The organism is Amycolatopsis sp. 2-15, assembly GCF_030285625.1.
GTDB classification, from domain to species: Bacteria; Actinomycetota; Actinomycetes; order Mycobacteriales; family Pseudonocardiaceae; genus Amycolatopsis; species Amycolatopsis carbonis.
Map to the genome: position 1 here is coordinate 8,129,679 of NZ_CP127294.1, position 22,461 is coordinate 8,152,139.

A 22,461-nucleotide genomic window follows, 5' to 3' on the forward strand; every position below is an offset into this window, starting at 1 on the left:
TGTGGACACGAGAAGTGCGCACAACGACTACCACCGGCCGGCTTTGCCGGCCGGTGGGAGCTCTGTCCTTTGTGGAGCTGTCCTGCGTGGTCAGGCGGCGAGCACACCGGCGCGGCGGCCGAGGTGCACGTAGTGGTCCCAGAGCTTGCCGGGGCGGTGCCCGCCGCGGTCGTAGCTCTCGGCGACCTGCACGATCTCTTCGGGGGTGAGCGGCAACGGGGTGCCGAGCTGGCGCGCGATGAGGAGCGTGCGGGCGTTCTCCTCGAGGTCGAGGCAGTCCATCAGCAGTTCCTGGATGCGGTTCGCGACGACGACCGTGCCGTGCGAGCGCAGCAGGCACGCGCCGGCGTCGCCGAGAGTCTTCGCGACGGCGTCCCCCTGCTCGCGCGAGCGGATGTGAGTGGGATCGGGGTGCACAGCCAGGCCGTCCGGGAACTTGTAGGCGAAGTGGCGCATCGGCAGGAATGGGTGGTCGACCATGGTGAACGTGGTCGACAGCGTGGGGTGGCCGTGGCAGATGAAGGCCACCTCGGGCCGCGCGCGGTAGACGCCGGTGTGGATCGCCGTCTCGGCCGGCGGCGGGAGCTCGCCCTCGACGAGGTTGCCGTCCAGGTCCACGACCAGCAGGTCTTCGGGTCGCAGCGCCGCCCGGCTCGCGTCGCGCGGCTGGATGAAGATGCGGTCGTCGGTGCCCGGCACCCGCGCGGAGAGGTGCCCGCTGTAGTCGAGGACGCCCTTGAACACCAGAAGACTGGTGCAGGTGACGAGATCGGCCCGTACTCGGTCGGCGTCGGTGTCGGCCTGGGAATCGATCATGAAAGCCCTTCCTCTCGGATTGGCGATTGGATCCAGGATAAAGGAAACACTTTCACAGCGGAAGTATCTCCAGGTCGCGAACCGGCCACGGAGTTGCGGCCGGCGTGCGGGGGTGGGGCTGTTGTTGCGGGAAGGTTAGGCCTCCGCGCGGCCCGGCGCCATCATCTGAGGTAACGCTTCCGATTTTCCCGATCGGGTCGCGTCGCGACAGTCGTCCACAGGGAACGCGCCCCGAGAAGGCGCCGCGGCCACCAGGACCACGCACGGTGACCGGCGTGGACCCGATGGCCGCGAAGTGACCATTGTGGACAGCGAAGCTCAGGTGGTACGCGTGAACTCGCCGATCAGCCGACCCAGTTCGGCCGGCCGGTCGAGCGGCAGCAGGGTGTAGCTGTCGTCCACTTCGGACAGCTGTGCCTTGGGCAGGAGTCCCGCCAGCCGCCGCCCGTGTTCCGGTGGCATCACGCGGTCCTCGCTCGCCCACACCACCAGCGCGGGCCGGTCGAACTCCGGCAGGTGCGCCGCGGCGTCGACGAGGATCCCGGGTTCGGCCGCCGCGGCGCGCAGCACGCGGACGGTGTCGCGGCGGATCCCGGGCTCTTTCAGCAGCGGCTGCAGCCACCGGACCACGGCGGCGTCGCCCCGTTTCGTGAGCCACCCGAACGAGATCGGCAAGCGGCGCAGGGCTTTCAGCCGCATCTGCTGCAAGAAGGCGCCGAACAGCACCGGCGGCAACCGGCCCGTGAGGAACAGCGTCTTCCCCGTCAGCCCCGGCGGGAAGTTGTCGAACGCGTCGCACGAGGCGAGCACCACCCGCCGCACCCGGCCGGCGTCCCCGGCCATCAGCAGCTGCACGAGCGCGCCGCCGGTGTCCACGCCGACCAGCGTCACCTCACGAAGATCCAAGCGCGCCAGGAACTCCTCCGCCAGCCGCGCGAGCGCCGGCATCGACAGCTCGGCGTCGGGCCGCATCGCCTTCCGGTGTGCCCCGAGCGGCAAGGTCGGCGCGACGCACCGGTACTCCCCCGCGAGGTCCGCGATCGTCTCCGCCCACAGCGACGAGTCCATCAGCAACCCGTGCAGGAACACCAGAACGGGTCCGTCACCGCCCGTGTCCTCGTACTCGATCGTCCCGGCGGACAGCTCGATCTCGTTCATGCGCCCGCCTCCACCGCCCGCAGACCGCCCTGCTCCCCGAACCGTGCTCGTCGACACCCCATGTGGACCCTCCCGGCCGTTCGCCCCGCCATAAGTGAACCACGTGGTTCGCAAACGCGTCCAGTGCCGTTGCGCCGGAACCGCCCGCGCGGCTCAGTCCCCCGCGGCTTCCTCCCTCTCCAGCGCCCGCTCCAGCGCCGCGAAGCCCGCGTCGGCGCCACCGGGATCGTCGCTGGTCAGGCGGTGCACGACGAACCCGCGCAGCGTCGCCAGCACGAGCTCGGCCACCTCCCGTTTGCGCGGCTCGGGCCACGGCTCCGGGCAGAAGGACACCAGCAGGTTCAGGTACTGCCGCGTCGAGCCGCGGCCGAGGTCGGCGTAGCGCTCGGGGTCGTACATGGTGAGCCCCACGGCCTGGTCGAGCACGCGGCGCAGGCCGGCCTCCTCGTCGCGCAGCGTCTGCCACGCCACACGCACGCGGCCGGCGAGCGTGCGCTGCTGCGCGCCGCCGGCCATGGCCGCGAGCGCATTGCCGATCCGGCGCTCGCGCAACGCGAACACGGCCTGGGCGAGCAGGTCCTCCGCGCCGGCGAAGTGGTAGAGCAGCACCTTGTGCGTGGTGCCGGCCGCCCGCGCCGCGCGCCGGAGGGAGAAGTCGACGAGACCGTTCACGGCGAGGTCGTCCGTCACGCGCGCCAGCAGCTCGCGCCGCCGCGCCTCCCCGCGCGGCGAGCCCGCCGACCGCCGATAGCCCGTCCGTTCCGCCGAGTCGTCGCCCACCCCGACAGCTTCCCCGATGCCGCCGGGGCGCGCAGCGACCGGCCTCCTACTTGGCGAACGCGGTCAGGAACCGGTCCCGGAAGGTGTCCATGCGCCACACCGGCGCGTCGGCCGCCGGGCGCATGCCGTCGGTCCAGTTCCACGACGACACCCGGTTCAGCACGGCCGGGTCCTTCGCCACGATGGTGATCGGCACCTGGTGCGTCACGCCGGCCGGCGTCACCACGGGCGGCTGGTGATCGCCCAGGAACACCAGCACCGTGTTGTCGTTGCCGTAGGTCTGCAAATAGGACGTCAGCGTGGAGAGGGTGTACTGGATCGCCTTGCCGTACGCGTCGCGGATGCGGTTCGGGTCCTTCCACACCTGGTCCGGGTCCTCCCCCATCGCCGGCTGCGGGTCGAAGATCGAGCCGTCGCCGACCTTGTTCCAGTCCACCAGCGACGGACGCGGCGACCACGGCGCGTGGCTGGAGACGAAGTCGACCTCGGCCATCACCGGTTTGCGGTTCTGCGCGGCGAGTTCGGTGCGCTGCAGGAAGGACAGGGTGTACTGGTCCGGCATCGTCGCGTAGGCGTAGCCCGGGCCCTGGTACCCGACGGTGTGGAAGTCGTAGTACTGCTGGAACCCGTAGTACTTGCCTTCCGGCCACGGCATCGTGTGGGCCGGCACGTCCTGCACCGTCTTCCAGCCCGCCTTGCCGAACGCGCGCGTGAGCGAAAGCCGGTTGCTCGCCAGGAGATCGTTGTAGCGCTGCTGGTTGTCCACCCACGTTCCCGATTGGACGGTCGAGTGCGCGAGCCAGCTGCCGCCGCCGAAGGTCGAGGAGTCCAGGAACCCGCTCTTCGCCGCGAACCCGGCCGCCTGCAGGCTCTTCGTCTCCTGGTCGAGCTGCGCGTCGATGGCCGGGGCGATGTCGGAGCCCTCGATCGCGAAGCGACCGTAACTCTCCACAAAGGTCAGCAGCACGTCCTTGCCCTTCAACCCCTGCAACAGCTGGTCGCCCGGAGTGCTGGCGAAGGGGTCGTCGGCCATCTGGGCCGCGAAGTCCTGCTTGTCGTGCAGGTCGGTCCCGACCTGCCGGATGTCGTCGAAGGCGAGCGCGGCCGCGCTGCGCGACGCGATGGGCTGCCCGGGCGCGAGCTGCACCCCGAACACCGCCGCGACGATCCAGACGACCCCGAGCACCGCCACCACGCGCGTCGACGCCGTGCGCCGCCCGGCCGCCAGGCGCGTCAGCCGCAGCGTGGCCAGCGTCGTGAACACGACCACCGCCACGATCAGCAGCACCACGCCCACCGCGGCGACGATCGCCCCGGCGCCACCGACCTCACCACGCAGGAAGTCGAGCCCCGCGCTCACGAAGCTCCAGTCGAAGATCGGGTCGAACGGGCGCGAGAGGACCTCGTTGAACCCCATGTCCACGAGTTTCAGCACCGTCAGCACGCCGAGCACCGCGCCCACCACGCCGGCCAGCACGCGCCGCCACCGCGGCGGCAGCACGAGCGCGAGCGCCGTGACGACCAGCGCCTCCACGGGAATCCGGACGAACGCCGCGGGCGAGAGCTCCCCCAGGCTGTTCGGCGCCACCAACGCGAACAGCACGAGCAGGCACGCCAGCACCGTCAGCACCACCGCCGTCACGCGCCGCACCCGGCTCCGCTCCGGCGGCGCGGGGTCCGGTTCCTCCACTCCGGACAGCTCGCGGTCGTCGGCGCGCGTGAAGAGTGACACGGGGTTCCTTTCCGCCCGAAACCGGCGCGGTGGCCGGTGCTCCTCTTCATTACACGGACGGAAACGCCGAGCGGTTCAGCAGGTTGCCCCGGATCACACCGAAGTGAGCCTCTCCCGGCACCGCAGCCCCGGCACCAGCACGTGGACCACCGACACCCGGCCGGTGTGGTGCTCGCGGAGGTAGGCCGTCAGGTTCCGTGCGGCGAGGCTGTCCAGGAACTCGGCCAGCAGCTCGGGCGCCGTGCCGGAGAGGTTGTTCTCGCGGAACGGCACGGATTCCGCGGCCTCGGCCAGGGCCGGGTACCGGGCGGCCGGGGTCGCGGCGCGGCTGCGCAGCAGGCCGGTCAGCGCGTCGGTCAGGGCGCGGCGCCGGCTGAACGACACACCGGCGCCCCAGGCGGCGCGGTCGCCGGCCAGGTAGGCGGGCACGCCGAGCTGCGCCGTGAGGTCGGCGACGCGCACGGGCCCGCCCGCGGCGAGCGACGCGGCGGCGAGCAGGGCGGCCAGGTCCGGGGGCAGGCCTGCCGGGTCGAGCAGCGCCGGGCGGGTGCCGGCGAGCATCGACTCGTGCGCGTCGTGGTCGAGCAGGCCGGTCAGCGCGCGCACGGTCGCCTCGGCGCTGGTGGTCGCGGCGCCCCACGCGGACGCGGCCGGGCGGGTGCCGAGCGCGTCGTAGTCCACGACGTCGCCCACGGAGTGGCGCAGCAGCAAGTGCCCGGCACGGCTGTAGTCGGTGATCGCGAGCACGGCCGGCACGGCGGCGACCGGGCCGAGCCCGGCGGCCAGCAGCCGCCGGTACGCGAGCGTGCCGACAGGCAAGTCGGTGTAGCGGGCAAGGGCGCACACGGTCTCGTCGGCGGCCAGCGGGCCCGTCGCCAGCTCCGGCGCCGGCACCGCGCGCACGTCGGCCGGGCGCAGCCAGGCGGCGCCGCCGAAGCGGCGGCTCAGCGCGTCGAGCACGGCGTCGCGGTCCGCGCTCTCGCCCGCGCCGTAACCCGGCCCGGCCGAGAGCGCCACGCCGTCGCGCAGCAGGTCGCAGCGCGACACGGCGGCGATCCCCTCCGCCACGGGAGTCAGCTTCGCGGTCAGCCCCAGTTCGGCCACCTCGGCCAAAACGTCGTCCATCTTGTTCGCACCAGCTCGTCGTCCGGGGTTCCCGGGAGAACCCACCTGCCCCCTGCCCGCATCAAACTCGATCACCGCCGGGGAGTCGAGGGCTTTCCCGTACGCGTGACCGAATGGCCACCGCCGCGGGGTGCTCTGCGCGGCCACTGAACGACGACTGAACGCGCCCCGAGTAGTTGATCAGTCCACTCGCGCATGCTGGCAGCATGAACCAGACCCTGCGGACCGGAACCGTGCGTACCTTGCTCTCGGTCTCCGACGCGCTCACCCGAGCGTGCCTCGAAAGCTACTTCGACGGCAAGCCCGAAGTAGCCGTGGTCGACCGCACGCGCCCGATGGGCGCCGAGGTCTCGCTCGTGGTCACCGACCGGTTCACCCCGCGCACCCACGACATCCTGGAACGCGTCGCCGCCACGCTCGACATCCCGTCCGTGCTGGTCATCGGCCGCCTCGACGACCTGCCGATCACCGAGCTCGCCCAGCACCGCGTCGTCACGATCCTGGACAAGACGACCAGCCGCAGCGAGGCCGTCACGCAGGCCGTGATCGACGCGGCCGGCGCGCACCCGTCAGACCCGGTCGAGCGGCTGAGCACCCAGGTGCGCCGGCTGACCCATGCGGCGGCCCGGCAGAACCGCCTCGATCGCCGCGAGACCGACATCCTGCGGTTCCTCGCCGACGGGCTGTCGGCCGGCGAAGTGGCCGACCAGCTGGGTTACAGCGAGCGCACGGTGAAGAACATCATCAGCAAGATGACCGTCCGGCTGGAGCTGCGCAACCGGGCCCACGCCGTGGCGTACGCGATCCGCGAAGGCCTGATCTGACCGCTCACGCGCCCGGCGGCGACACCACGCGGGCATCCGGGTCGCCGAGGCGCAGGCGCACCTCGTCGGCGGCAGGCATGCCGAACGTGTCGAGCACGTGGAGCGCCTCGCGCCACGCCTTCTCCGCGCCTTCCGGGTCGCCCGCCGCGCTGAGCGCGTCGCCGAGCGCCACCAGGGAGTCGGACTCGTCGGAGCGGTTCCCGAGCTCGCGGTAGTAGGTCACGGCGCGGCGCCACGCGTCGATCGCCTGGTCGAGGTGCCCGAGCGAGCCGTACGCGGTGGCGAGGGTGCTCCAGCAGTTGCCCTCGCCGTTGCGGTCGCCGATGTCCTCGTACAGCTTCATCGCGCGCAGGATCAGCGGCACGGCCTCGGCGTTGCCGCCCATCTCGCTGAGGCAGCGGCCGATGCCCTCGAGCCCGATGGCCTCGCCCTTGACGTTGCCGCTGGCCCGGTACAGCTCGAACGCGCGCTCGTGGTGTTCCAGCGCCGCGTTGAACCGGCCGAGCTTGGCGAACACCGTGCCGAAGTTGCTGTGCACGTATGCCTGATCGGCCGCCAGACCGAGCTGCTCGAACAGCTCGGCGGTGCGGTTGAGGTGCTCCAGCGCTTCGTCGTAGCGCTCGACGAAGTGGTAAGCACCCGCGAGGCTGCGGTGCACGTTGGCCTGCGCCACCAGGTCGCCGGTGCCGACGGCGACGCGCAACGCGAGCTCCGCCTGCGTGACCCAGTCGTGGTAGAGCGCGCTGCGCTGGTAGTACGGCTGCAGGCTCAACACCAGCTTCCACACGTTCCCCGCCAGCCGCGGCACCCCGGCGATCTGCCGGATGAGCAGCGTCAACGCGGGCAGCTCGGCCTCGAACCACTCCATCGCCTCGCCGTAGCCGCGCGCGAGGTCGGCGCAGACGCCCGGTTCGAGCACGGGCGGATCGATCGGGAGCTGGTGCGGGTTCAGTGCGAGGTACGCGCCGTGGGCGCTGCACAAGTAGTGGTTCACCAGCCGCGCGAGGGCATCGGCCTGCTCGTCGGCCGGGTCGGTCTGCTCGCGCAGCTCCATCGCGTACGAACGCACGAGGTCGTGGGCGAGGTAGCGCCCCGGGCGGTGCTCGCTGAGGTAGCGGATGCGCGTGAGCTCGTCGAGCAGGTCCTGCGCCTGCGGCAACGGCACACCGGCGAGGCTGGCGGCCGCGGCGGTCGAGAAGTCGGCGCCGCGGTGCAGCGACAAAAGCCGGAACAGTCGCGCCGCACCGGGTTCGAGCACGCGGTAGGACCAGGAGAACACCGTGCGCACGTCACCCGCGCTGTCGCCGCGGAACGCCTCCAGCGTCCCCTGCGTGGCGCGCAGCTTCGCGGTGATGTCTGCGAGCGAGAACTGCGGGTGCGTCCGGGCGCGCGCGGCGACGATCGCCAACGCGAGCGGCAGGCGCCCGCACAGCTCGATGATCTCCTCGACGGCCTCGGGTTCGGCCGACACCTTCTCCTCGCCGAGCCGGCGTACGAGCGTCTCGCGGGCTTCCGACGACGAGAGCGTGTCGAGCGTCAGCAGGTCGGCGTCCTCGGTGGCGACCAGGGCGCTGAGGCGGTTGCGGCTGGTCACGATCACCGCCGAGCCCGCGCTGCCCGGCAGCAGCGGCCGGACCTGCTCGGAGTCACGGACGTTGTCGAGCACCACGAGCATCTGCCGCCCGGAGAGCAGGCTGCGGTAGAGGCCGCTGCGCGCGTCGAGACCCGAGGGCGCCTGCGTGGCCTCGATGCCGAGCACGTCGAGGAATCCGCGCAGCGCGTCGGCCGGGTCCACGGCGGCGCCCGTGGGATCGAAACCGCGCATGTTGACGTAGAGCTGCCCGTCGGGGAAGCGGTCGGCGACCTGGTGCGCGAGGTGGATGGCCAGCGAGGTCTTGCCGGTGCCGGCCAGCCCGTCGATCACCGCGACGGTCACGCGCCGGCGCTCGGCGGCGCAGTCGAACAACCCGGCGAGCCGGGTGAGCTGGTCGCGGCGGCCGGTGAACGTCGGCAGGTCCGGCGGCAGCTGCGCCGGGCGCACCACGGGCCGGGCCTGCGGGGCGCGGACCGCGGGCCCCTCCTCGGACCGCTGCGCCAGCACATCGTGCTGCATGCGCGTGAGCTCCGCGCCGGGCTCGACGCCGAGCTCGTCGACCAGCCGCATGCGGATCTCGCGGTACACCTCGAGCGCCGCGGCCCGGCGGCCGACCGAGTCGAGCGCGAGCATGAGCCGGGCGTGCACGGTCTCGTTGAAGGGATCGGCTTTCACGGCCCGTTCCAGGTGCAGCAGCAACGGCTGCAACGGCCGCCCGGCCGCGTGGGCGACGTCGGCGGCCTCGACGACCGTGGCCAGGCCTTCCTGGTCGATTCCGACCAGCAGCGCCCGGGCGCGCCCGGGCATCATCAGCCCCGCCGCGCACGGCCCGCGCCACAGGGCGAGGGCGGCGTTGAACTCGGCGAGCGCGTCGTCGGCGTTCTCCGCGCGCCGCGCCCGCAGCACGCGGGTGCGGAACTCCACGAGGTCGGAGGACGCGGCGTCGACCTGCAGGCCGTAGCCGCCCGGGTGGCGCACGAGCCAGTGGCCGGGCGAACGCGCGGTCAGATCGGGCTCGACGAGCCGGCGAAGCGCGCCGACGTAGCGCTGGATCACGTTCACGGCGCTGGCCGGCGGCTGGTCTTCCCACAGCAGGCCCACGAGCTCGTCGACCCCGGTCGGCTGGCCGGCGCGCGCGAGCAGCACCGCCAGCAGCAAGTTCTGCGCCGGCGAGCCGATCGCGAGCTCGTGGCCACCACGCCAGGCGCGCAGCGGTCCCAGCAGCTCGAACCGGACACCGACGGGGGCACCGGGTTCGCTCACCGGTTCCTCCCTCGCTCACCGGTTGCGGGCACGTCTCCTCTTGAGCGTAGCGCCCGTTACACCGCGGGTCCGCGAGAGCGCCCTGCCGGGAGGACACCGGTCCCGCGGGCAGGACGTGGGACCATCACGGCCGGATCGCCGCCGGGTTAACAGTTCTCCTTGGTACAAAAGCGATTGTGCGTGCCGTTGTACGGCGGGTGTACGACCGCGCCGGAGCCTGGGAGCACTTTCGGCAGCCGCCCCACGATCGTGGGGACGGCCCCCAGGACGGAGACCGACAATGAATCTGAGACGTGTCGCACGAGGACTGCTCACGGCTTTGGCCGGGGCCACGGCGTTCGCCGCGGCCGCCGTGGTGCCGGGCGCGACCCCCGCTGCGTCGGCCGACGCGGCCAGCACGGTGGTGTACCAGGCCGGCACCGGCGGCTACTCGTGCTTCCGCATCCCCGCCATGGTCAAGGCCAACAACGGCGACCTGCTCGCCTTCGCCGAGGGGCGCAAGAACAGCTGCGCCGACACCGGCGACATCGACCTGGTCATGAAGCGCCAGGCCAAAGGCAGCTCCACGTGGGGCCCGCTGCAGATCGTGATCCAGGGGTTCGGCGACGTGAAGGGCAACCCCACGCCCGTCGTCGTGCCGCCGAGCGCCGACGAGCCCAACGGCCGCGTCGTGCTGCTGTCGGTGATGCAGTGCGTGACCCCGCATGCCGCGTGCGGCCGCGTTCCGCGCGTGAGCATCAGCAAGGACAACGGCTCCACGTGGGCCGCCCCCCAGGTGCTCACCACTCAGCTCGGCTTCACGGCGGCGCCGGGCTGGCTCGCGACGGGGCCGTCGCACGCTTCGGTGCTCACCCGCGGTGCGCACAAGGGCCGGCTGGTCGCCGGCATGAGCTACCAGGCCAACGGCTCCGCGCCCAACACCGGCGCGATCATCTACAGCGACGACCGCGGTTCGACCTGGCACCTCGGCGCCCACGACGCGAGCACGAACAACGCCGCGCTCAACCCGCAGGAGATCAGCCTCACCGAACTGCCCGACGGCAAGATCTACGCCTCGGCGCGCAACAACGCCGGCACGATGTGCTCGACCGTCGAGCGGGCGTACGCGATCAGCTCCGACGGCGGCCAGACGTTCAGCCAGAAGTTCGTGACCGAGCCGGGCCTGGCGAAGACGCCCGACGTGCAGGGCGCCACGCTCGCGATGAGCGCGACGGACACCGGCGGCGCGTACACGCGGCTGATCTTCGCGGGCCCCTCGGTGTGCGACCACCGGCACGCACTGCGCATCCGCTCGTCGTTCGACGAGGGCGGCAGCTGGCAGGGTGACGCCGACGGGTTCCTGGTGTGGAGCCAGGACGCGGCCTACTCCGACCTCATCTCGCTCGGCACCGGCTCGGCCGGCGTGCTCTTCGAAGGCGGCCCGCAGGGCAACTCCAGCGCGGCGATCCGCTGGGCGAAGTTCACCGACGCGAACCTGGGCGCGCCGGCGTGCGGCTCGGGTTACGGCGTGATCGACCAGGGCTCGCTCGGCACCGCGGGCACGGTGTACCTGTCCTACAACTCGGCCACCGGCATGAACTGCGTGAGCACGATGAAGAACTCCGGCGCGGGCACACCGTCGCAGACCACCGCGTACCTGCAGGTGCAGGGCGCGACGAAGCAGACGGACTCCGGCTCGTTCTCCTGGTTCGCCGGCCCGGTCACGGCTTCGGCGGCCGACAAGTGCGTGACTTGGGGCGGCTCGGTCGGCACCGTGAAGTTCGACGCGCCGCTGGGGCACTGCGGTTGACCTCGCCCGCCGCTGCGGACGTGAAAAGGCTGAGGGTGGTCTTGACGACCACCCTCAGCCCTCGGTCTTGCTCGGTGTCAGCGCTCTTCGCGGAAGTCCACGTGCTCGCGGACGACCGGGTCGTACTTGCGCAGGACCATCCGGTCCGGGTCGTTGCGGCGGTTCTTGGTCACCACATACGTGTAACCCGTGCCGGCGGTGGAACGCAGCTTGATCACCGGGCGCAAAACGCTCTTCGCCATCGGTTCTCACCCCTTCCTGCTCGTGGCGGTCACCGGGTTCCTCCGGCTTCCGCAATGTCTGTAACAGTGGGAGGGCACGGAAAAGTCCCGGCGGACAGTGGCCGGGGTCACGCCGCCGGACGGCTGCCGGAAGTCCGTCGGGCGTCCGTCCACTTCGGACGGGTGCGGTGGCGTTCGTGGAGTCGATCACCGTCACCTCGCCTCGACGGGTGGCGGGCGAGCCGGTGAGCGTGCTGTATTCGCCGGGGGCGCCGGCGCGGTTGGGGCGCCGATCGTGGCGTGACGGGCTAGGGGGTGCAGGCGGCGCAAGCCGGTGCTGGCGAAGCGGCTGTGGGTTCGGCTGTCAGTTCGTCGGGAGCCGGTGGCCGCCGGGGCCGGGGTACGGCGGCCGCGTGGCACGACCGGCACGGGCCGAGGGCCGGCCCGGGTTCGACAGTGGCCCGTTTCGGCGGGGTGAGGAGCACGGGCCGGACGCGCGGCAGGACCTCGGCGACCGCGCGCAGCTCCTCCGCGAGGCGCGACGGCGTGCGGGCGGCGCGTGCGGTGCGCAGGGCAGGACGGCGGCGCACCACGAGCAGCGCTGCCGCGAGCGGCCCGCCGGCCAGCGGCAGAGCGGCGGCCACCATCGCGAACAGTTCCATCACCGACCCCAGAGGTGCGCGGACACCGGCACCGTGACCGCTCGGCTCGGCGGTCCGCCCCCCGTGCTTCGCGGGAGAGCCGATGCTAGCGCCGGTTGCCACTTCGCCAACAGGATCACCACCCAGCCGTGGTGGCGTCCGCCTCGCGAACGTCACTTGACATGGTGAGCGAGACTCGCCACGCCCGTGTCGCCATTGCCCGGTCGACCACAAAGCCGTGGTACGAACGACCCTTTTCGTGCGGTGCCCCATCTTCTACAGAAGCGCGCAGGCGGGACCGGAAAGGGAAGTGTGTCTGTCCTACGCTGGGGGAGGTCGTGCTAACGTCCGCGCCAGGGCGCGGATGCACGTGCGGATTCCCGAGCTGGCAACGGAAGGCGGGGACGATGGACCACCAAGCGGCCCCGCCACCCTGCAATGTCGAGTCCGGCCTGCGCGCCCTCATCGCCCGCGGCTACCAGTTCGTGCACCCGAGCGACGCCACCGGCGAAGTCCTCGCGGTCGTCGGCGTCCGCGTCCACGGCGACGTCGTGGACGTCTTCCGCCTCGACGCGGAGGACGACGCCACCGCCACCCGTATGCCGGGGGACGAAGAAAACGTCTTCACGCCGACCACCTGGCTGTGGCGCGCGAGCGGACCCGCCACCCGCGTGCTGGCCGACCTCCTCGCCCTCCCGGACACCACCCCCACCACCGCGGGCGGCTGCTGGGTCCCCGGCCGCCCCGGCACGGCGAAATGGCTCGCCGCCAGCTGACCCGGCACCGCAGCGGCTGACACCAGGCGTGGCTGCGGGTTTGCCGCGTCCGCCGGCGAAGTCGCAAGGTGGCTCGTCTCGAACTGACCCAGCTCCCCAGCAAGCTTTCCCGGCTCTCGCCCGATCACAACCCCGCCAGCACCTCCGCCTCCTCCGCCGCCGACAGGCCCGAGCGCCGCTCTCGATCCAGGCCCAGTTCGCGTTCGCGCTCGAGCGCGCCCGCGACGGCGTCGGCGAGGGGGCGGATGTCCAGGCCCGCGGCCAGCGACGAGGCCGGGTCGTGGGAGGCGAGGCCGGCGTAGGTGGGCGGGAGCCACAGCGGCAGGGAGCGGGGACCGGACCACGGGGCGACGCCGGCGGTCTCCAGCTGAGTATCCATGGCGGGCACGAACTCGACGTCCGCGCCGACGGCCGCGGCGATGTCCGCGAGCAGCTTGCCCAGGCCGACCGCGGGGCCGATTCCGTCGAAGGTCCCGCCCAGTCCCGTCTCGAACGCCGTAACGACCCAGGCCGCCAGGTCACGCACGTCGAGGTACTGCACGAGCCGGTCGGAGGCGGGCACGAGCACGCGGCCGCCGCGGGCGAAGCGGCCCGGCCAGTAGCCGAAGCGGTCGCTGCCGTCGCCGGGGCCGGTGATCAGGCCGGGCCGCACGACGAACGCGCGCTCCCCCAGCTCGGCGCGCACGGCGTTCTCGCTGGCGACCTTGATGCCGCCGTACAGTCCGGTGCCGCCTTCCGCGGTCAGGTCGTCGCGGGTCGCGTGGCGCCGCAGCGGGTTCACGAGCGCGCCGGTCGCCGGGGTCTGGCCGGGTGTCGCCTCGTCGGCGTAAACGTTGATCGTCGAGACGAACGTCCAGTGCGCCACGCGGTCCGCGAGCACCTCCAGGGCGCGCTCCACCCACGGGAACGAGATCGGCGCCACGTCGACCACGGCGTCGAACTCGGGCAGGGCGGCCAATCCGTCCGGATCGTCCCGGTCCACCTTGATCAGCCGCGCGCCGTCGGGCACCGTCCCCGACTCGCCGCGCGCCGCGCACACGACCTCGTGGCCCCGCCGCAGCGCCTCCGCGGCGACCGCCCGTCCGACGAACACCGTCCCACCCAGCGCGAGAAGTCTCATGTCCCTCACCCGGGCGCGCCCACCTCGCCGCCACCACCGGTCTCGCGGAGGGCGAACGCATCCCTCAGCCCAGTACCCGCTCCGCCGCCGGCGCCGCGGCACGTAGCAGCCGGGCCACGGCGGGGCCGGCCTGCTGCTCGTCGTGGCGCAGCTGCTGCAGCTGCCCCTTCGCCGGCTGGGTGCTCACCGTGGTCACCGCGACGCCCGTCGCCCACCTCGTCACCAGCGCCCCGCGCAACCTCGACTACCTCCCGGTCCTGCTCGCCCCCTACACCGCGCCGATGTCGCCGCGCCCGCTCGTGCGGTTCTGGCTCTGCGGCGCCACGACGGCCGCGGTCGGCGCGGCGATGGTGCCCGCCGAGGGTTTGGTGGACGGCGCGCTGCTCACCGCCGCCCTCCGCGGGGTCGCGTGGCTGCTCGGGGTGGAACGCCGCCGGCACGTCGCCGAACGCGCGGAGTTCGCCGCGCAACGCACCCGCCACCGGCTGGAACGCCTCGCCGCCGAGCGCCGCGACCGCACCGCGCGCCGGCTGCACGACACGCTCGCGCGCACCACCACCGTGATGCTCGTGCAGGCCGAGGCCCTGCGCGCGGTCGGCGACCTGACCGACGGCGACCGCCGGCGCGTCGACGCGATGTTGTCGGCCGGCCGCGACGCGTTGGACCAGGTCCGCGCGACGCTGCGCGAACTCCACGGCGAGGAGGAGCCCGCCGCCGAACCCGCGCTGGCCGACGTGCTCGACCAGCTGCGCTCCGCCGGTCTGGTCCTCGACGCCGTGCCGGACGCGACGGCGTTCCCCGGCGCCGTCCGTCCCCTCGCCGGGCGCGTGATCGCCGAAGCCGCCACCAACGCCTTGCGCCACCACGGCCCGGGCACGCGCCTGGGCGTCGACGTCGCCGCGGCCAGCTCCGGATCGGGGTCGCGTCGAAGGTCCAGACCCCGCCGGCCGGGGAAAGTACAGGCGCCGGCTGCGGCCTCACCAGAGAGCCCGGACCGCTTCCTCGGCGTCGTCGAGTGTGGGAGTCGCAGCAGCACCACCTGGAGAACTTCCGCAGCACGACCGCTACGCCACGTACGGCGCGTTGCTCAGGCACTGCGGCGGGACCGGACGCCGGCCGCCCGCGCGATCATGCCCGCCAGGTCGGCGACCGGGGCGGGGTCGTCGGGGAGCTGGCCCACGGCGACGCGGATGTGCGGCGCGCCGGCGCGGCCGGTGAAACACCGGCTGCCCGCGCCGACGGAGACGCCGTGCGCGGCCAGCGTGACCAAGGTGCGGGTCTCCTCGGGGACCGGCACCCACAGCGTGAGCCCGTCGCCCGCGGCCACGTCGAGGCCGTGGTCGCGCAGGGCCTCGGCGAGGACCGTGCGCCGCCCCGCGTAGCGCCGGCGCGCGCGGTGGACCAGCGCGTCCGTGGCAGTGTCGGTGAGCAGGAACGCCTGCGCGTCCTGCAGCACCCGGCTGGACCACGCCGTGCCGAACGCCCGCTGCGCGCGCACCCGCGCCACGAGCGCGGCCGAGCCGCCGAGCACACAGCTGCGCAGTTCCGTGCCGAACGCCGTGCAGTAGGACCGCACCAGCAGCACCTGTCCGGGCAGGTGCGTGCCCAGGCTCGCCCCCGCCGAGCCGGCGAGCGGGCCGACGTTGCGGCCTCGATCACGGCGGTGTCAGTGCGCGCGAGGACGGCGGCGAGCTCGGCGACGCGAGCGGCGGACACGGTGTGGCCCAGCGGGTTCTGCGCTCGTGGCTGGTAAACGAAGGCGACGGGCCGGTGCGCCAGCGCGGCCTCCAGCGCGTCGGCCCGCGGGCCGGTTTCGTCGCAACGCACCGGAACCACGTGGATGCGCGCCGCGCGCAGGTGCCGCAGCAACCACGGCGCCGTCGGTTCCTCGACCGCGACCACGTCGTCGGGCCGGGCCACCGTCCGGCACGCAAGAGCGACCCCTTCCTGACCGCCGGCGGCGACCGTCCACGCCTCGGCCGCGAACGGCCACTCCGGCTTCACCGCCGCCCGCAGCCGGGAGCTGATCGGCTCCTTCACCGCCGGGCGCTCCGACCGCACCCCGGCGGCCACGGCGTCCTCCAGCGGCGGCAGCAGCGCGGAATCGGGTGAGCCGTGCTCCAGGTCCACCGACTGCCAGCCCGGGAACATCCGCGCGGGCGGGAGCCCGGCGGGTGGCGCCAGCACCGTCGTGCCGCGCCGGCGGCCGGTGCCGATCAGCCCGGCCGCGCGCAGCTGCGCCCATGCCTCCGCGATCGTCGTGGGGCTCACCGAGAGCTCGGCCGCGAGCGCGCGCACGGTCGGCAGCCGCGTGCCGGGCGGTACCGCGCCGTCGCGGATCAGGCCCGACACGGCACCCGCGATACCGCGCGCCGTGCGTTCGCCGATCCGCACGGCGAGCCAGCCGAGCCCGACCGGCGCCGTCGTCGCGAGTTCACCCGAGGCCACCCACCGGCTCCCCTCATTCGGTGAGAAATCGATCTGTCGGGGTCGAAAACTAGGCCGCCCACACCCGCCCGCAAAGCGGTTTCACATCCTGGTCGGCCCCGGCAAAGGCGGTACAAAACCGCTGGTTCGCCCACCTGCGCGCACATTCCTTCGGTGACCGAATGAACTCTCCGGAACCGGTTCCGGCAATTCGGCCGCCGGATCAGACCACTGGTACGTCCGCACCGGACCGGACCCGAAAGTGTTTGCGGGATCGCCCGGCCGGGTACTCAGAATCCATCGGTCCCCATACAGAACAGCTGGAGAATCCATGATCGTGCTCGGAGTCATCCTGCTCGTCGTCGGTTTCATCACCGGCATCTCGATCCTGTGGACGATCGGCATCGTCCTGCTGGTCATCGGTGCGGTCCTGGCCATCATGGGCGGAACCGGCCGCAAGATCGGCGGCCGCGCGCACTGGTACTGAGCCACTGGTTTGAACCGCCGGAAAACGGGTAACCCCCGCCTTCGCGAAAGGAGCGGTCGTGACCGAAAAAATGCAGAACAAGGCCGATGAATTGAAGGGCCGCGCCAAAGAAGCGCTCGGAAACGCCACCGGAAACGAGCAGTGGCAAGCCGAAGGCAAGGCGGACCAGGCCAAGGGTGCCCTCAAGCAGGCCGGCGAGAAGATCAAGGACGCCGTCGACGGACTGAAGAACAAGGACTGACACGCGGGTGAACGAGCGCCGCCGGGTACCGCCCGGCGGCGCTCGCACGTCCCGGGATGTGAGGCGCCCCAAGGGAAATCGCCCCCAAACGAGTGAGATCACAGTCTCACAAAACCGAGGATTGACCAGAAGGGTGAGAGGGTAGCCGTGGGACGCCGCACCGTCCCGACCGGCGCGGCCACGATCGCGGTGTGGCTGACCGCCCAACCAGGGAGAATCGCCATGACGACCTCACTCACCCCCGAGATCACCGAAAAGGCGCCCGGACGACTCGCCGGACGCCCCGAATTCCCGCGCGCGGCACCGGCTCCAGCCGCTCCCGCACCGGACGCCGGCGCGCCGGGCGCCACTGCTCCGGACCTCACCGGCGTACACACGACCACTCCGGACCCGGACTCCGACACTCGCGAAGCCGGCTCGCAGCTGCACCGCCTCGCGGCCATGGCTTCCCTGCAGGACTGGATCCGGCGCAGCAGCCCCGTTCTCATGCACGAAGCCGTCCTCGCCGGTCAAAGCCCCGCCGAGATCGCCGCGGCCGCACGGCTTTCGGTCGCCCAAGCGCACCTCACGTGGAACACGTGGGCCACCCGCCGGCTGACGGCCGGCACCTCCGGCGAAGCCCTTCCGTTGCGCCAGTACCTGCGCGTGCACACCGCCTTCGCGCGGGCGCTGAACGACGCTTGATCATTCGGTCACCGAACTGGTCACCGGCTCCGCGAGGGTCAGGCACTGCACCGAACGGGGTACGGCCGGGCGCGACGGACGCGGGCTTGGCAGTATTGGCGCATGGCAGTCCGGTGTCCCCGCTGACGACGCGGGCCGGGTGGAAACCACGGGCGGCGCCGTCGCTTTGAGCGAAGGCGACGGCATCACGGTGCTGGCCGTGAGCGGCGCCCTCGACCTCGCGCTCGCCCCCAAGCTGCGCCGGCTCGTGGACCGCGCCGCGCGCACGGGGGCGCCGGTGCTCGTGATCGACCTCAGCGCCGTCGACTTCCTCGCGTCGGCGGGGATGGCGGTGCTCGTGTGGGCCCACCGGCAGGCCGAACCCGCCGACGTGCGTGTGGTCGCGAGCAGCCGGAGCACGCTGCGGCCGCTGGAGCTGACCCGCCTGACCGACGAGCTCGCCGTGTTCCCGTCCCTGCCCGCCGCACTGGCGGGCGCGTGACCACCGCGGACGGCCTGGGGCCCGTGGCCGAGGCCGTGCGGCGGGCGTTCGTCGACGCCGAGGGCCGGCCCGTCGCCGTGCGGGTCCGCCTGCTCGATGCCGCGGACGTCCGGGGCCGCGGCCGGATCGTGGTCCCCGACGCCGCGACCGTGGCCAAGCTCGTTCCGGCCCAGCGCGTGACCGGCGCGGTGGTCGTCGCCGACGAGAACGCCACCGTGCTGCTGCACACCGACGCTCCCGAAGGCGCCCGCCTCGCGCCGACCGCACCCGGGGTCGGCGCCGCGACGGAGAGCTCACCGGCACCGTCAACCGGCTGCGCGCCGAGGCGGGCGTCGTCGACGCCCTGCACTCCATCGGCCGCCGGCTCACCGCGCAGCTCGACCTCGACGTCGTGGTCCAGGAAGCGACCGACGCCGCCACCGGCGCGACGAGCGCGGCCTTCGGCGCGTTCTTCTACAACCTCGTCGACCAGTTCGGCGAGTCGTACACGCTCTACACCCTCTCCGGCGTGCCGCGCGAAGCGTTCTCCCGCTTCCCCATGCCCCGCAACACCGCCGTGTTCGGCCCGACGTTCGACGGCACCGGCACGGTCCGCAGCCCGGACATCCCGGCCGACCCGCGCTTCGGCCACAACTCGCCGTATGACGGCATGCCCGAAGGCCACCTGCCCGCGCGCAGCTACCTCGCCGTGTCGGTCGTGAGCCCCACCAGCGGCGAGGTGCTCGGCGGCTTCTTCTTCGGCCACCCCGAAACCGGCCGGTTCACCGAGCGCCACGAGTACCTCGCCGAAGGGATCGCGGGCTACGCCGCCATCGCGCTGGACAACGCGCGCCTCTACGAACGCGAGCGCACCCTCGCCGCGGAGCTCTCGCGCAGCATGGTGCCCGCCGCGCCGCGGATCCCCGGCCTCGACCTCGTCACGCGGTACCTGCCGGCCGCCACCGGCAGCAAGGTCGGCGGCGACTGGTTCGACGTGCTCCGCCTCGGCTCGGGCGCCACCGCGTTCGTGATCGGCGACGTGGTCGGCCACGGCGTCACCGCGGCCACCGTGATGGGCCAGGTGCGCACCGCGATCCGCTCGTACGCGCTGCTGGAGCTGCCGCCCTCGGAGGTGCTGCGCAACGTCTCGCAGCTCACCGGCCGGTTCGGGGAAACGAGTTTCGCGACCTGTTTCTACGCTGTGCACGAGCCCGCGGACCATTCGCTGACGTACGCGAACGCCGGGCACCTGCCCGCCGTGCTCGTCCACGCGGACGGCACACCCGAGCAGATCGGCGAGGCCCTGGCCCAGCCGCTCGGCGTCGGCGCGGAGTTCCCGCAGGAGCGGGTGGCCTTCCCGCCGGGCACCGACCTCGTGCTCTACACCGACGGACTCGTGGAGAGCCGCACCCGCGACCTCACCGCCGGCATCACCGGGCTGCTCGCCGCGCTCGGCGGCCTGCGCGACGGCTCCGACGCGGAAACCGCCTGGGACCGGCTGATCCACGACCTCACCGGCGGCGACCACGACGACGACATCGCGGTGATCCACGTGCGCCACCGGGCCGGGAGTGCGGCGTGACCGGGCGAGCGACCGAAGACCGCACCACGCCGGAGTTCCGCCGCCGCGTCGCCGCGGCGGCGGAACCGCTGATCGGCCTGCGCCGCGCCCTCGCCGGCTGGGTCGCGGAGCTCGGCATGAGCACCACGCAGCAGGAGGAAGTGGTGATGGCGAGCTACGAGGCCATGGCCAACTCCGCCGAACACGCCTACGAGGGCCGGGAAACCGGCGTCCTCGACGTCCTCGCGACCTGCGTGGACGGCACCGTCACCGTGGTCGTCACCGACTACGGCCGCTGGCTGCCGCCCCGCCCGACCAACGGCCTGCGCGGCCGCGGCCTGCCGTTGATGCACGGTCTCGCGCACGAAAGCGAGTGCGTGCAACGCCCGGACGGCGCCACGGTGACGCTCAGCTGGCAGCTCGAACCGGCCCGGTAGCGGGCCGCAGGATGCGGTTCGCCGACCAGGCGAGCAGCAGGAGCTCGGCCACGGAGAAGCCCACCAGCGCCATCGGGCTCGACACCCACACCAGCGCCAGCCCGACGGCGAGCACCGGCACGACGAGGCCCGCGTAGGCCGCGAGGAACAACGCCGCCAGCACCTGCCCACGCGAGCGCGGGCCGGCCAGCATGGCCACGGTGGTCACCGACGCGCGGAAGCCGAGCCCCATGCCCGTGCCGGCCAGCAGGCTGCCGGCGAAGAACAGCCACAGCGAAGGCAGCAGCGCCGCGACCGGCAGCACCACGAGTCCCACGGCCATCAACGTGAAGCCGAGCCGCAGCTGGCGCGCGACCGTGAGCCGCGCGAAGACGATCTGCCCGAGCGCCGCGGCGACCAGCAGCGACGCCGCCGCGATCCCGGCGAGCAGGTGGCCGCTCTGGTGCAATCCCTGCGCGAGCAGCGTCGGTGCCAGTGCCGCGAACAGGCCCGTGATCGCGAACGACGCGAACACCGCGATGGCCGCGCCGAAGAACGCCGGCTTCGCGTCGGCCGGCAGCGAAAGGCGCTGCGGCCGGTAGGCGGGCGGCTCGTCCCACGGCTCGACGGTCTCGGGCACCAGCGCCACGGCGATCGCGGCCGCGAGCAGCACCACCAGGAACACGGCGAACGGCGTGGTGAGCGGGCTGGTCGCGTACTTCGCGAAGAACCCGCCGATGAGCGGGCCGAGGCCGAGCCCGCCGAGGTTCACCACACTCGCGATCAGCCCCGCACGACCGGCGTGCTCTCCCGGCCGCGCGACGGCGCGCAGCTCCGACAGGTGCGCGGTGGCCGTGGCGGTCAGCGCGCCGATGCACGCTCCGCTGATCAGCCGGGCCAGCAACAGCACCGGCACCTCGGGTGAGGACAGGAACAGCGCGGCCGCCAGCGCCTCGGCGAGGGTGGCGACGACGATCACGCGGCGCCGGCCGAGCCAGTCGCTCACGTGGCCGGCGAGGTAGAGGCTCGCCATCACGCCCACGGCGTAGGCGACGAAGACGAGGGTGACCACGAACGTCGGGAACCCGTCCTGGCGCTGGTAAATCGCGTACAGCGGCGTCGGCACGGTGGAGAACGCGAGCGACGCGGCGAACGCGAGTGCGATCACGCGGAAGCCCCAGTCGTGGGTGAGCCTCGGGCGGGCTGTGCAGGCTGTGCGGGCTGTGACGGGCGAAACGGTGTGGAGCATGGCTGCCTTCCCCGGAAGATCCTTGTGCCTTCAACCATCCCCCCGGCGACTCATTTCGTCCAACGAAAAGTCTTGGCGACAGTTATCGTCAGATGCGATAATTCACGCCGTGGAGACCCGTCAGCTCGAATACTTCGTGGCCGTGGCCGAGGAGCTCAGCTTCACGCGCGCGGCCCAGCGGTTGTTCGCCGTCCAGTCGACGGTGTCCGCCACGATCCGCACGCTGGAGACCGAGCTGGGCACGACGTTGTTCGACCGCTCCACGCGCAGGGTCGCGCTGTCGGCTTCGGGCGCGTTGTTCCTGCCGGAGGCGAAGGCCGCGCTCGACGCCGTGGAACGTGCCCGCGAGGTGGTGCAGGAGGCATCGGCGGGCCTGCGCGGAAGCCTGCGGGTGGGCACGCTCACCAGCGTCGGCGCCTTCGACCTGCCGGCGCTGCTCGGCGCGTTCCACGACCGGCATCCGCTGGTCGACCTGCACCTGACCGTGTCGGTGACGGGCTCGACCGGCCTGGCCGAGGACGTGCGCCACGGCCGGCTCGACGTCGCGCTGCTCGGCCTGCCCGAGAGTGAACTGCCGGGCCTGACCGTGCGCACGATCGTCACGGTCCCCTACTTCGCCGTGCTCCCGGCCGCGCACCCGCTCGCCGGGCGAACGTCGATCTCGTTGCGGGACCTGGCCGGCGAGCGGTTCGTGGACGCGCCGCGCGGCTTCGGCAACCGCATCGCCATCGACCGGGCCTGCGAGTCACTCGGCGTCCCCCGCCGGGTCCCGGTGGAAGTCGCCGATCTCCGCGTGATGCCCCTGTACGTCGCCGCCGGGCTGGGCGTCGCCGTGGTCCCCGACCTCGTGCCGCTGACCGCTCCCGGCACCGCCGTGGTGCCGCTGGACGACGCCGGGCTCACGTGGCCCCTCTCGGTCGTGAGCCACGGTGAAAAGGCCCCCGGCCGGGCGCTGCGGACCCTGCTCGATCTGCTGGTGGAAACCGATTTATTACAGAAGTCGGACGGGGGCGCAAGCGGCCGTCCGAGGGAATAGAAAGGGCCCGTACGGTGTCTTCATAGCTGTACGTTCAGGTGCGTTTCACCTGGTTCCCCAG

Annotated in this window: 22 protein-coding genes and 2 pseudogenes; 11 read left to right on the forward strand and 13 right to left on the reverse strand. The window is 72.7% G+C overall.

All coding sequences use genetic code 11. The annotated features are described in order from the left end of the window. Positions 1-90: 90 nt before the first annotated feature. The 5 genes from QRX50_RS40215 to QRX50_RS40235 form a co-directional block, all read right to left on the reverse strand. The gene (locus QRX50_RS40215; protein WP_285968313.1) at positions 91-816 is read right to left on the reverse strand and encodes a class II aldolase/adducin family protein; all 726 of its coding nucleotides are present in this window, start codon (positions 814-816) and stop codon (positions 91-93) included. 318 nt (positions 817-1,134) lie between these two features. Further along, complete coding sequence (locus QRX50_RS40220; RefSeq protein ID WP_285968314.1) at positions 1,135-1,974, reverse strand: alpha/beta fold hydrolase; 840 nt, start codon at positions 1,972-1,974, stop codon at positions 1,135-1,137. Positions 1,975-2,127: 153 nt separating this feature from the next. Next, positions 2,128-2,754 carry a TetR/AcrR family transcriptional regulator gene (locus QRX50_RS40225; RefSeq protein WP_285968315.1) on the reverse strand — a complete coding sequence of 209 codons (627 nt, stop codon included), beginning with the start codon at positions 2,752-2,754 and terminating at the stop codon, positions 2,128-2,130. Between the two features lie 46 nt (positions 2,755-2,800). Then, positions 2,801-4,486 (reverse strand): sulfatase-like hydrolase/transferase, encoded by a 1,686-nt coding sequence (locus QRX50_RS40230; RefSeq protein WP_353074047.1) that lies wholly within the window; start codon positions 4,484-4,486, stop codon positions 2,801-2,803. Positions 4,487-4,579: 93 nt separating this feature from the next. Then, complete coding sequence (locus tag QRX50_RS40235; protein WP_285968316.1) at positions 4,580-5,611, reverse strand: YcaO-like family protein; 1,032 nt, start codon at positions 5,609-5,611, stop codon at positions 4,580-4,582. 206 nt (positions 5,612-5,817) lie between these two features. Here QRX50_RS40235 and QRX50_RS40240 point away from each other — a divergent pair, with 206 nt between their 5' ends. Beyond that, positions 5,818-6,435: a helix-turn-helix transcriptional regulator gene (locus tag QRX50_RS40240; RefSeq protein WP_285968317.1), complete on the forward strand. Its 618-nt coding sequence runs from the start codon at positions 5,818-5,820 to the stop codon at positions 6,433-6,435. 4 nt (positions 6,436-6,439) lie between these two features. Here QRX50_RS40240 and QRX50_RS40245 read toward each other — a convergent pair whose 3' ends face one another. Beyond that, positions 6,440-9,292, reverse strand: a complete 2,853-nt coding sequence (locus tag QRX50_RS40245; RefSeq protein ID WP_285968318.1) for an AfsR/SARP family transcriptional regulator — start codon at positions 9,290-9,292, stop codon at positions 6,440-6,442. A gap of 280 nt (positions 9,293-9,572) precedes the next feature. On the opposite strand from QRX50_RS40245, the gene QRX50_RS40250 reads away from it, so the two are divergent. Further along, complete coding sequence (locus QRX50_RS40250; RefSeq protein WP_285968319.1) at positions 9,573-11,081, forward strand: sialidase family protein; 1,509 nt, start codon at positions 9,573-9,575, stop codon at positions 11,079-11,081. A gap of 77 nt (positions 11,082-11,158) precedes the next feature. On the opposite strand, the gene rpmG is transcribed toward QRX50_RS40250, so the two are convergent. Together rpmG and QRX50_RS40260 are read right to left on the reverse strand one after the other, a co-directional pair. Beyond that, positions 11,159-11,323 (reverse strand): 50S ribosomal protein L33, encoded by a 165-nt coding sequence (rpmG, locus tag QRX50_RS40255; protein ID WP_220239238.1) that lies wholly within the window; start codon positions 11,321-11,323, stop codon positions 11,159-11,161. A gap of 287 nt (positions 11,324-11,610) precedes the next feature. Further along, positions 11,611-11,964: a hypothetical protein gene (locus QRX50_RS40260; protein WP_285968320.1), complete on the reverse strand. Its 354-nt coding sequence runs from the start codon at positions 11,962-11,964 to the stop codon at positions 11,611-11,613. A 386-nt stretch (positions 11,965-12,350) separates the two neighbouring features. Between QRX50_RS40260 and QRX50_RS40265 the strand changes: the two genes are divergently transcribed. After that, positions 12,351-12,719, forward strand: coding sequence for a hypothetical protein (locus QRX50_RS40265; RefSeq protein ID WP_285968321.1), 369 nt, complete (start codon positions 12,351-12,353; stop codon positions 12,717-12,719). Positions 12,720-12,843: 124 nt separating this feature from the next. Here the strand turns inward: QRX50_RS40265 and QRX50_RS40270 are convergent, their stop codons facing one another. Further along, positions 12,844-13,839: an NAD-dependent epimerase/dehydratase family protein gene (locus tag QRX50_RS40270; protein ID WP_285968322.1), complete on the reverse strand. Its 996-nt coding sequence runs from the start codon at positions 13,837-13,839 to the stop codon at positions 12,844-12,846. 64 nt (positions 13,840-13,903) lie between these two features. Next, positions 13,904-14,026 (reverse strand): hypothetical protein, encoded by a 123-nt coding sequence (locus tag QRX50_RS40275; RefSeq protein WP_285968323.1) that lies wholly within the window; start codon positions 14,024-14,026, stop codon positions 13,904-13,906. Between the two features lie 376 nt (positions 14,027-14,402). On the opposite strand from QRX50_RS40275, the pseudogene QRX50_RS50115 reads away from it, so the two are divergent. Continuing rightward, positions 14,403-14,477, forward strand: a pseudogene (locus QRX50_RS50115) (hypothetical protein); the annotation flags it as partial. A 449-nt stretch (positions 14,478-14,926) separates the two neighbouring features. Here the strand turns inward: QRX50_RS50115 and QRX50_RS50120 are convergent. Both QRX50_RS50120 and QRX50_RS50125 read right to left on the reverse strand, forming a co-directional pair. Beyond that, the gene (locus QRX50_RS50120) at positions 14,927-15,424 is read right to left on the reverse strand and encodes an aminotransferase class I/II-fold pyridoxal phosphate-dependent enzyme (protein WP_353074194.1); all 498 of its coding nucleotides are present in this window, start codon (positions 15,422-15,424) and stop codon (positions 14,927-14,929) included. 143 nt (positions 15,425-15,567) lie between these two features. Then, positions 15,568-16,287 (reverse strand): annotated as a pseudogene (locus QRX50_RS50125) (aminotransferase class I/II-fold pyridoxal phosphate-dependent enzyme); the annotation flags it as partial. Between the two features lie 310 nt (positions 16,288-16,597). On the opposite strand from QRX50_RS50125, the gene QRX50_RS40290 reads away from it, so the two are divergent. The 6 genes from QRX50_RS40290 to QRX50_RS40315 all read left to right on the forward strand — a co-directional run bounded on the left by QRX50_RS40290 (position 16,598) and on the right by QRX50_RS40315 (position 20,136). Beyond that, the gene (locus QRX50_RS40290; protein WP_285968326.1) at positions 16,598-16,753 is read left to right on the forward strand and encodes a DUF6131 family protein; all 156 of its coding nucleotides are present in this window, start codon (positions 16,598-16,600) and stop codon (positions 16,751-16,753) included. A 70-nt stretch (positions 16,754-16,823) separates the two neighbouring features. After that, complete coding sequence (locus tag QRX50_RS40295) at positions 16,824-16,994, forward strand: CsbD family protein (RefSeq protein WP_434533380.1); 171 nt, start codon at positions 16,824-16,826, stop codon at positions 16,992-16,994. A 222-nt stretch (positions 16,995-17,216) separates the two neighbouring features. Beyond that, the gene (locus QRX50_RS40300; RefSeq protein ID WP_285968328.1) at positions 17,217-17,678 is read left to right on the forward strand and encodes a hypothetical protein; all 462 of its coding nucleotides are present in this window, start codon (positions 17,217-17,219) and stop codon (positions 17,676-17,678) included. A gap of 139 nt (positions 17,679-17,817) precedes the next feature. Continuing rightward, a complete protein-coding gene (locus tag QRX50_RS40305) occupies positions 17,818-18,159 on the forward strand; it encodes an STAS domain-containing protein (protein WP_285968329.1) in 342 nt (113 codons plus the stop codon). Between the two features lie 391 nt (positions 18,160-18,550). Beyond that, positions 18,551-19,720, forward strand: a complete 1,170-nt coding sequence (locus tag QRX50_RS40310) for a PP2C family protein-serine/threonine phosphatase (protein ID WP_285968330.1) — start codon at positions 18,551-18,553, stop codon at positions 19,718-19,720. Next, positions 19,717-20,136 (forward strand): ATP-binding protein, encoded by a 420-nt coding sequence (locus QRX50_RS40315; RefSeq protein WP_285968331.1) that lies wholly within the window; start codon positions 19,717-19,719, stop codon positions 20,134-20,136. Before QRX50_RS40310 ends, QRX50_RS40315 begins: the two co-directional genes overlap by 4 nt. Here QRX50_RS40315 and QRX50_RS40320 read toward each other — a convergent pair. Next, a complete protein-coding gene (locus QRX50_RS40320) occupies positions 20,108-21,364 on the reverse strand; it encodes an MFS transporter (RefSeq protein ID WP_285968332.1) in 1,257 nt (418 codons plus the stop codon). The genes QRX50_RS40315 and QRX50_RS40320 overlap by 29 nt on opposite strands. Positions 21,365-21,473: 109 nt before the next feature. Here QRX50_RS40320 and QRX50_RS40325 point away from each other — a divergent pair, with 109 nt between their 5' ends. Then, positions 21,474-22,400 carry a LysR family transcriptional regulator gene (locus tag QRX50_RS40325; protein WP_285968333.1) on the forward strand — a complete coding sequence of 309 codons (927 nt, stop codon included), beginning with the start codon at positions 21,474-21,476 and terminating at the stop codon, positions 22,398-22,400. Positions 22,401-22,461: the final 61 nt, after the last annotated feature.

Bases quoted from the DNA above. Each gene is read 5' to 3' on its own strand.
- QRX50_RS40215 (WP_285968313.1), bottom strand. From the start codon at position 816: ATGATCGATTCCCAGGCCGACACCGACGCCGACCGAGTACGGGCCGAT.
- QRX50_RS40235 (WP_285968316.1), bottom strand. From the start codon at position 5,611: ATGGACGACGTTTTGGCCGAGGTGGCCGAACTGGGGCTGACCGCGAAG.
- QRX50_RS40320 (WP_285968332.1), bottom strand. From the start codon at position 21,364: ATGCTCCACACCGTTTCGCCCGTCACAGCCCGCACAGCCTGCACAGCC.
- QRX50_RS40250 (WP_285968319.1), top strand. From the start codon at position 9,573: ATGAATCTGAGACGTGTCGCACGAGGACTGCTCACGGCTTTGGCCGGG.
- QRX50_RS40265 (WP_285968321.1), top strand. From the start codon at position 12,351: ATGGACCACCAAGCGGCCCCGCCACCCTGCAATGTCGAGTCCGGCCTG.
- QRX50_RS40295 (WP_434533380.1), top strand. From the start codon at position 16,824: ATGCAGAACAAGGCCGATGAATTGAAGGGCCGCGCCAAAGAAGCGCTC.
- rpmG (WP_220239238.1), bottom strand. From the start codon at position 11,323: ATGGCGAAGAGCGTTTTGCGCCCGGTGATCAAGCTGCGTTCCACCGCC.
- QRX50_RS40220 (WP_285968314.1), bottom strand. From the start codon at position 1,974: ATGAACGAGATCGAGCTGTCCGCCGGGACGATCGAGTACGAGGACACG.
- QRX50_RS40300 (WP_285968328.1), top strand. From the start codon at position 17,217: ATGACGACCTCACTCACCCCCGAGATCACCGAAAAGGCGCCCGGACGA.
- QRX50_RS40290 (WP_285968326.1), top strand. From the start codon at position 16,598: ATGATCGTGCTCGGAGTCATCCTGCTCGTCGTCGGTTTCATCACCGGC.
- QRX50_RS40270 (WP_285968322.1), bottom strand. From the start codon at position 13,839: ATGAGACTTCTCGCGCTGGGTGGGACGGTGTTCGTCGGACGGGCGGTC.
- QRX50_RS40260 (WP_285968320.1), bottom strand. From the start codon at position 11,964: ATGGAACTGTTCGCGATGGTGGCCGCCGCTCTGCCGCTGGCCGGCGGG.
- QRX50_RS40240 (WP_285968317.1), top strand. From the start codon at position 5,818: ATGAACCAGACCCTGCGGACCGGAACCGTGCGTACCTTGCTCTCGGTC.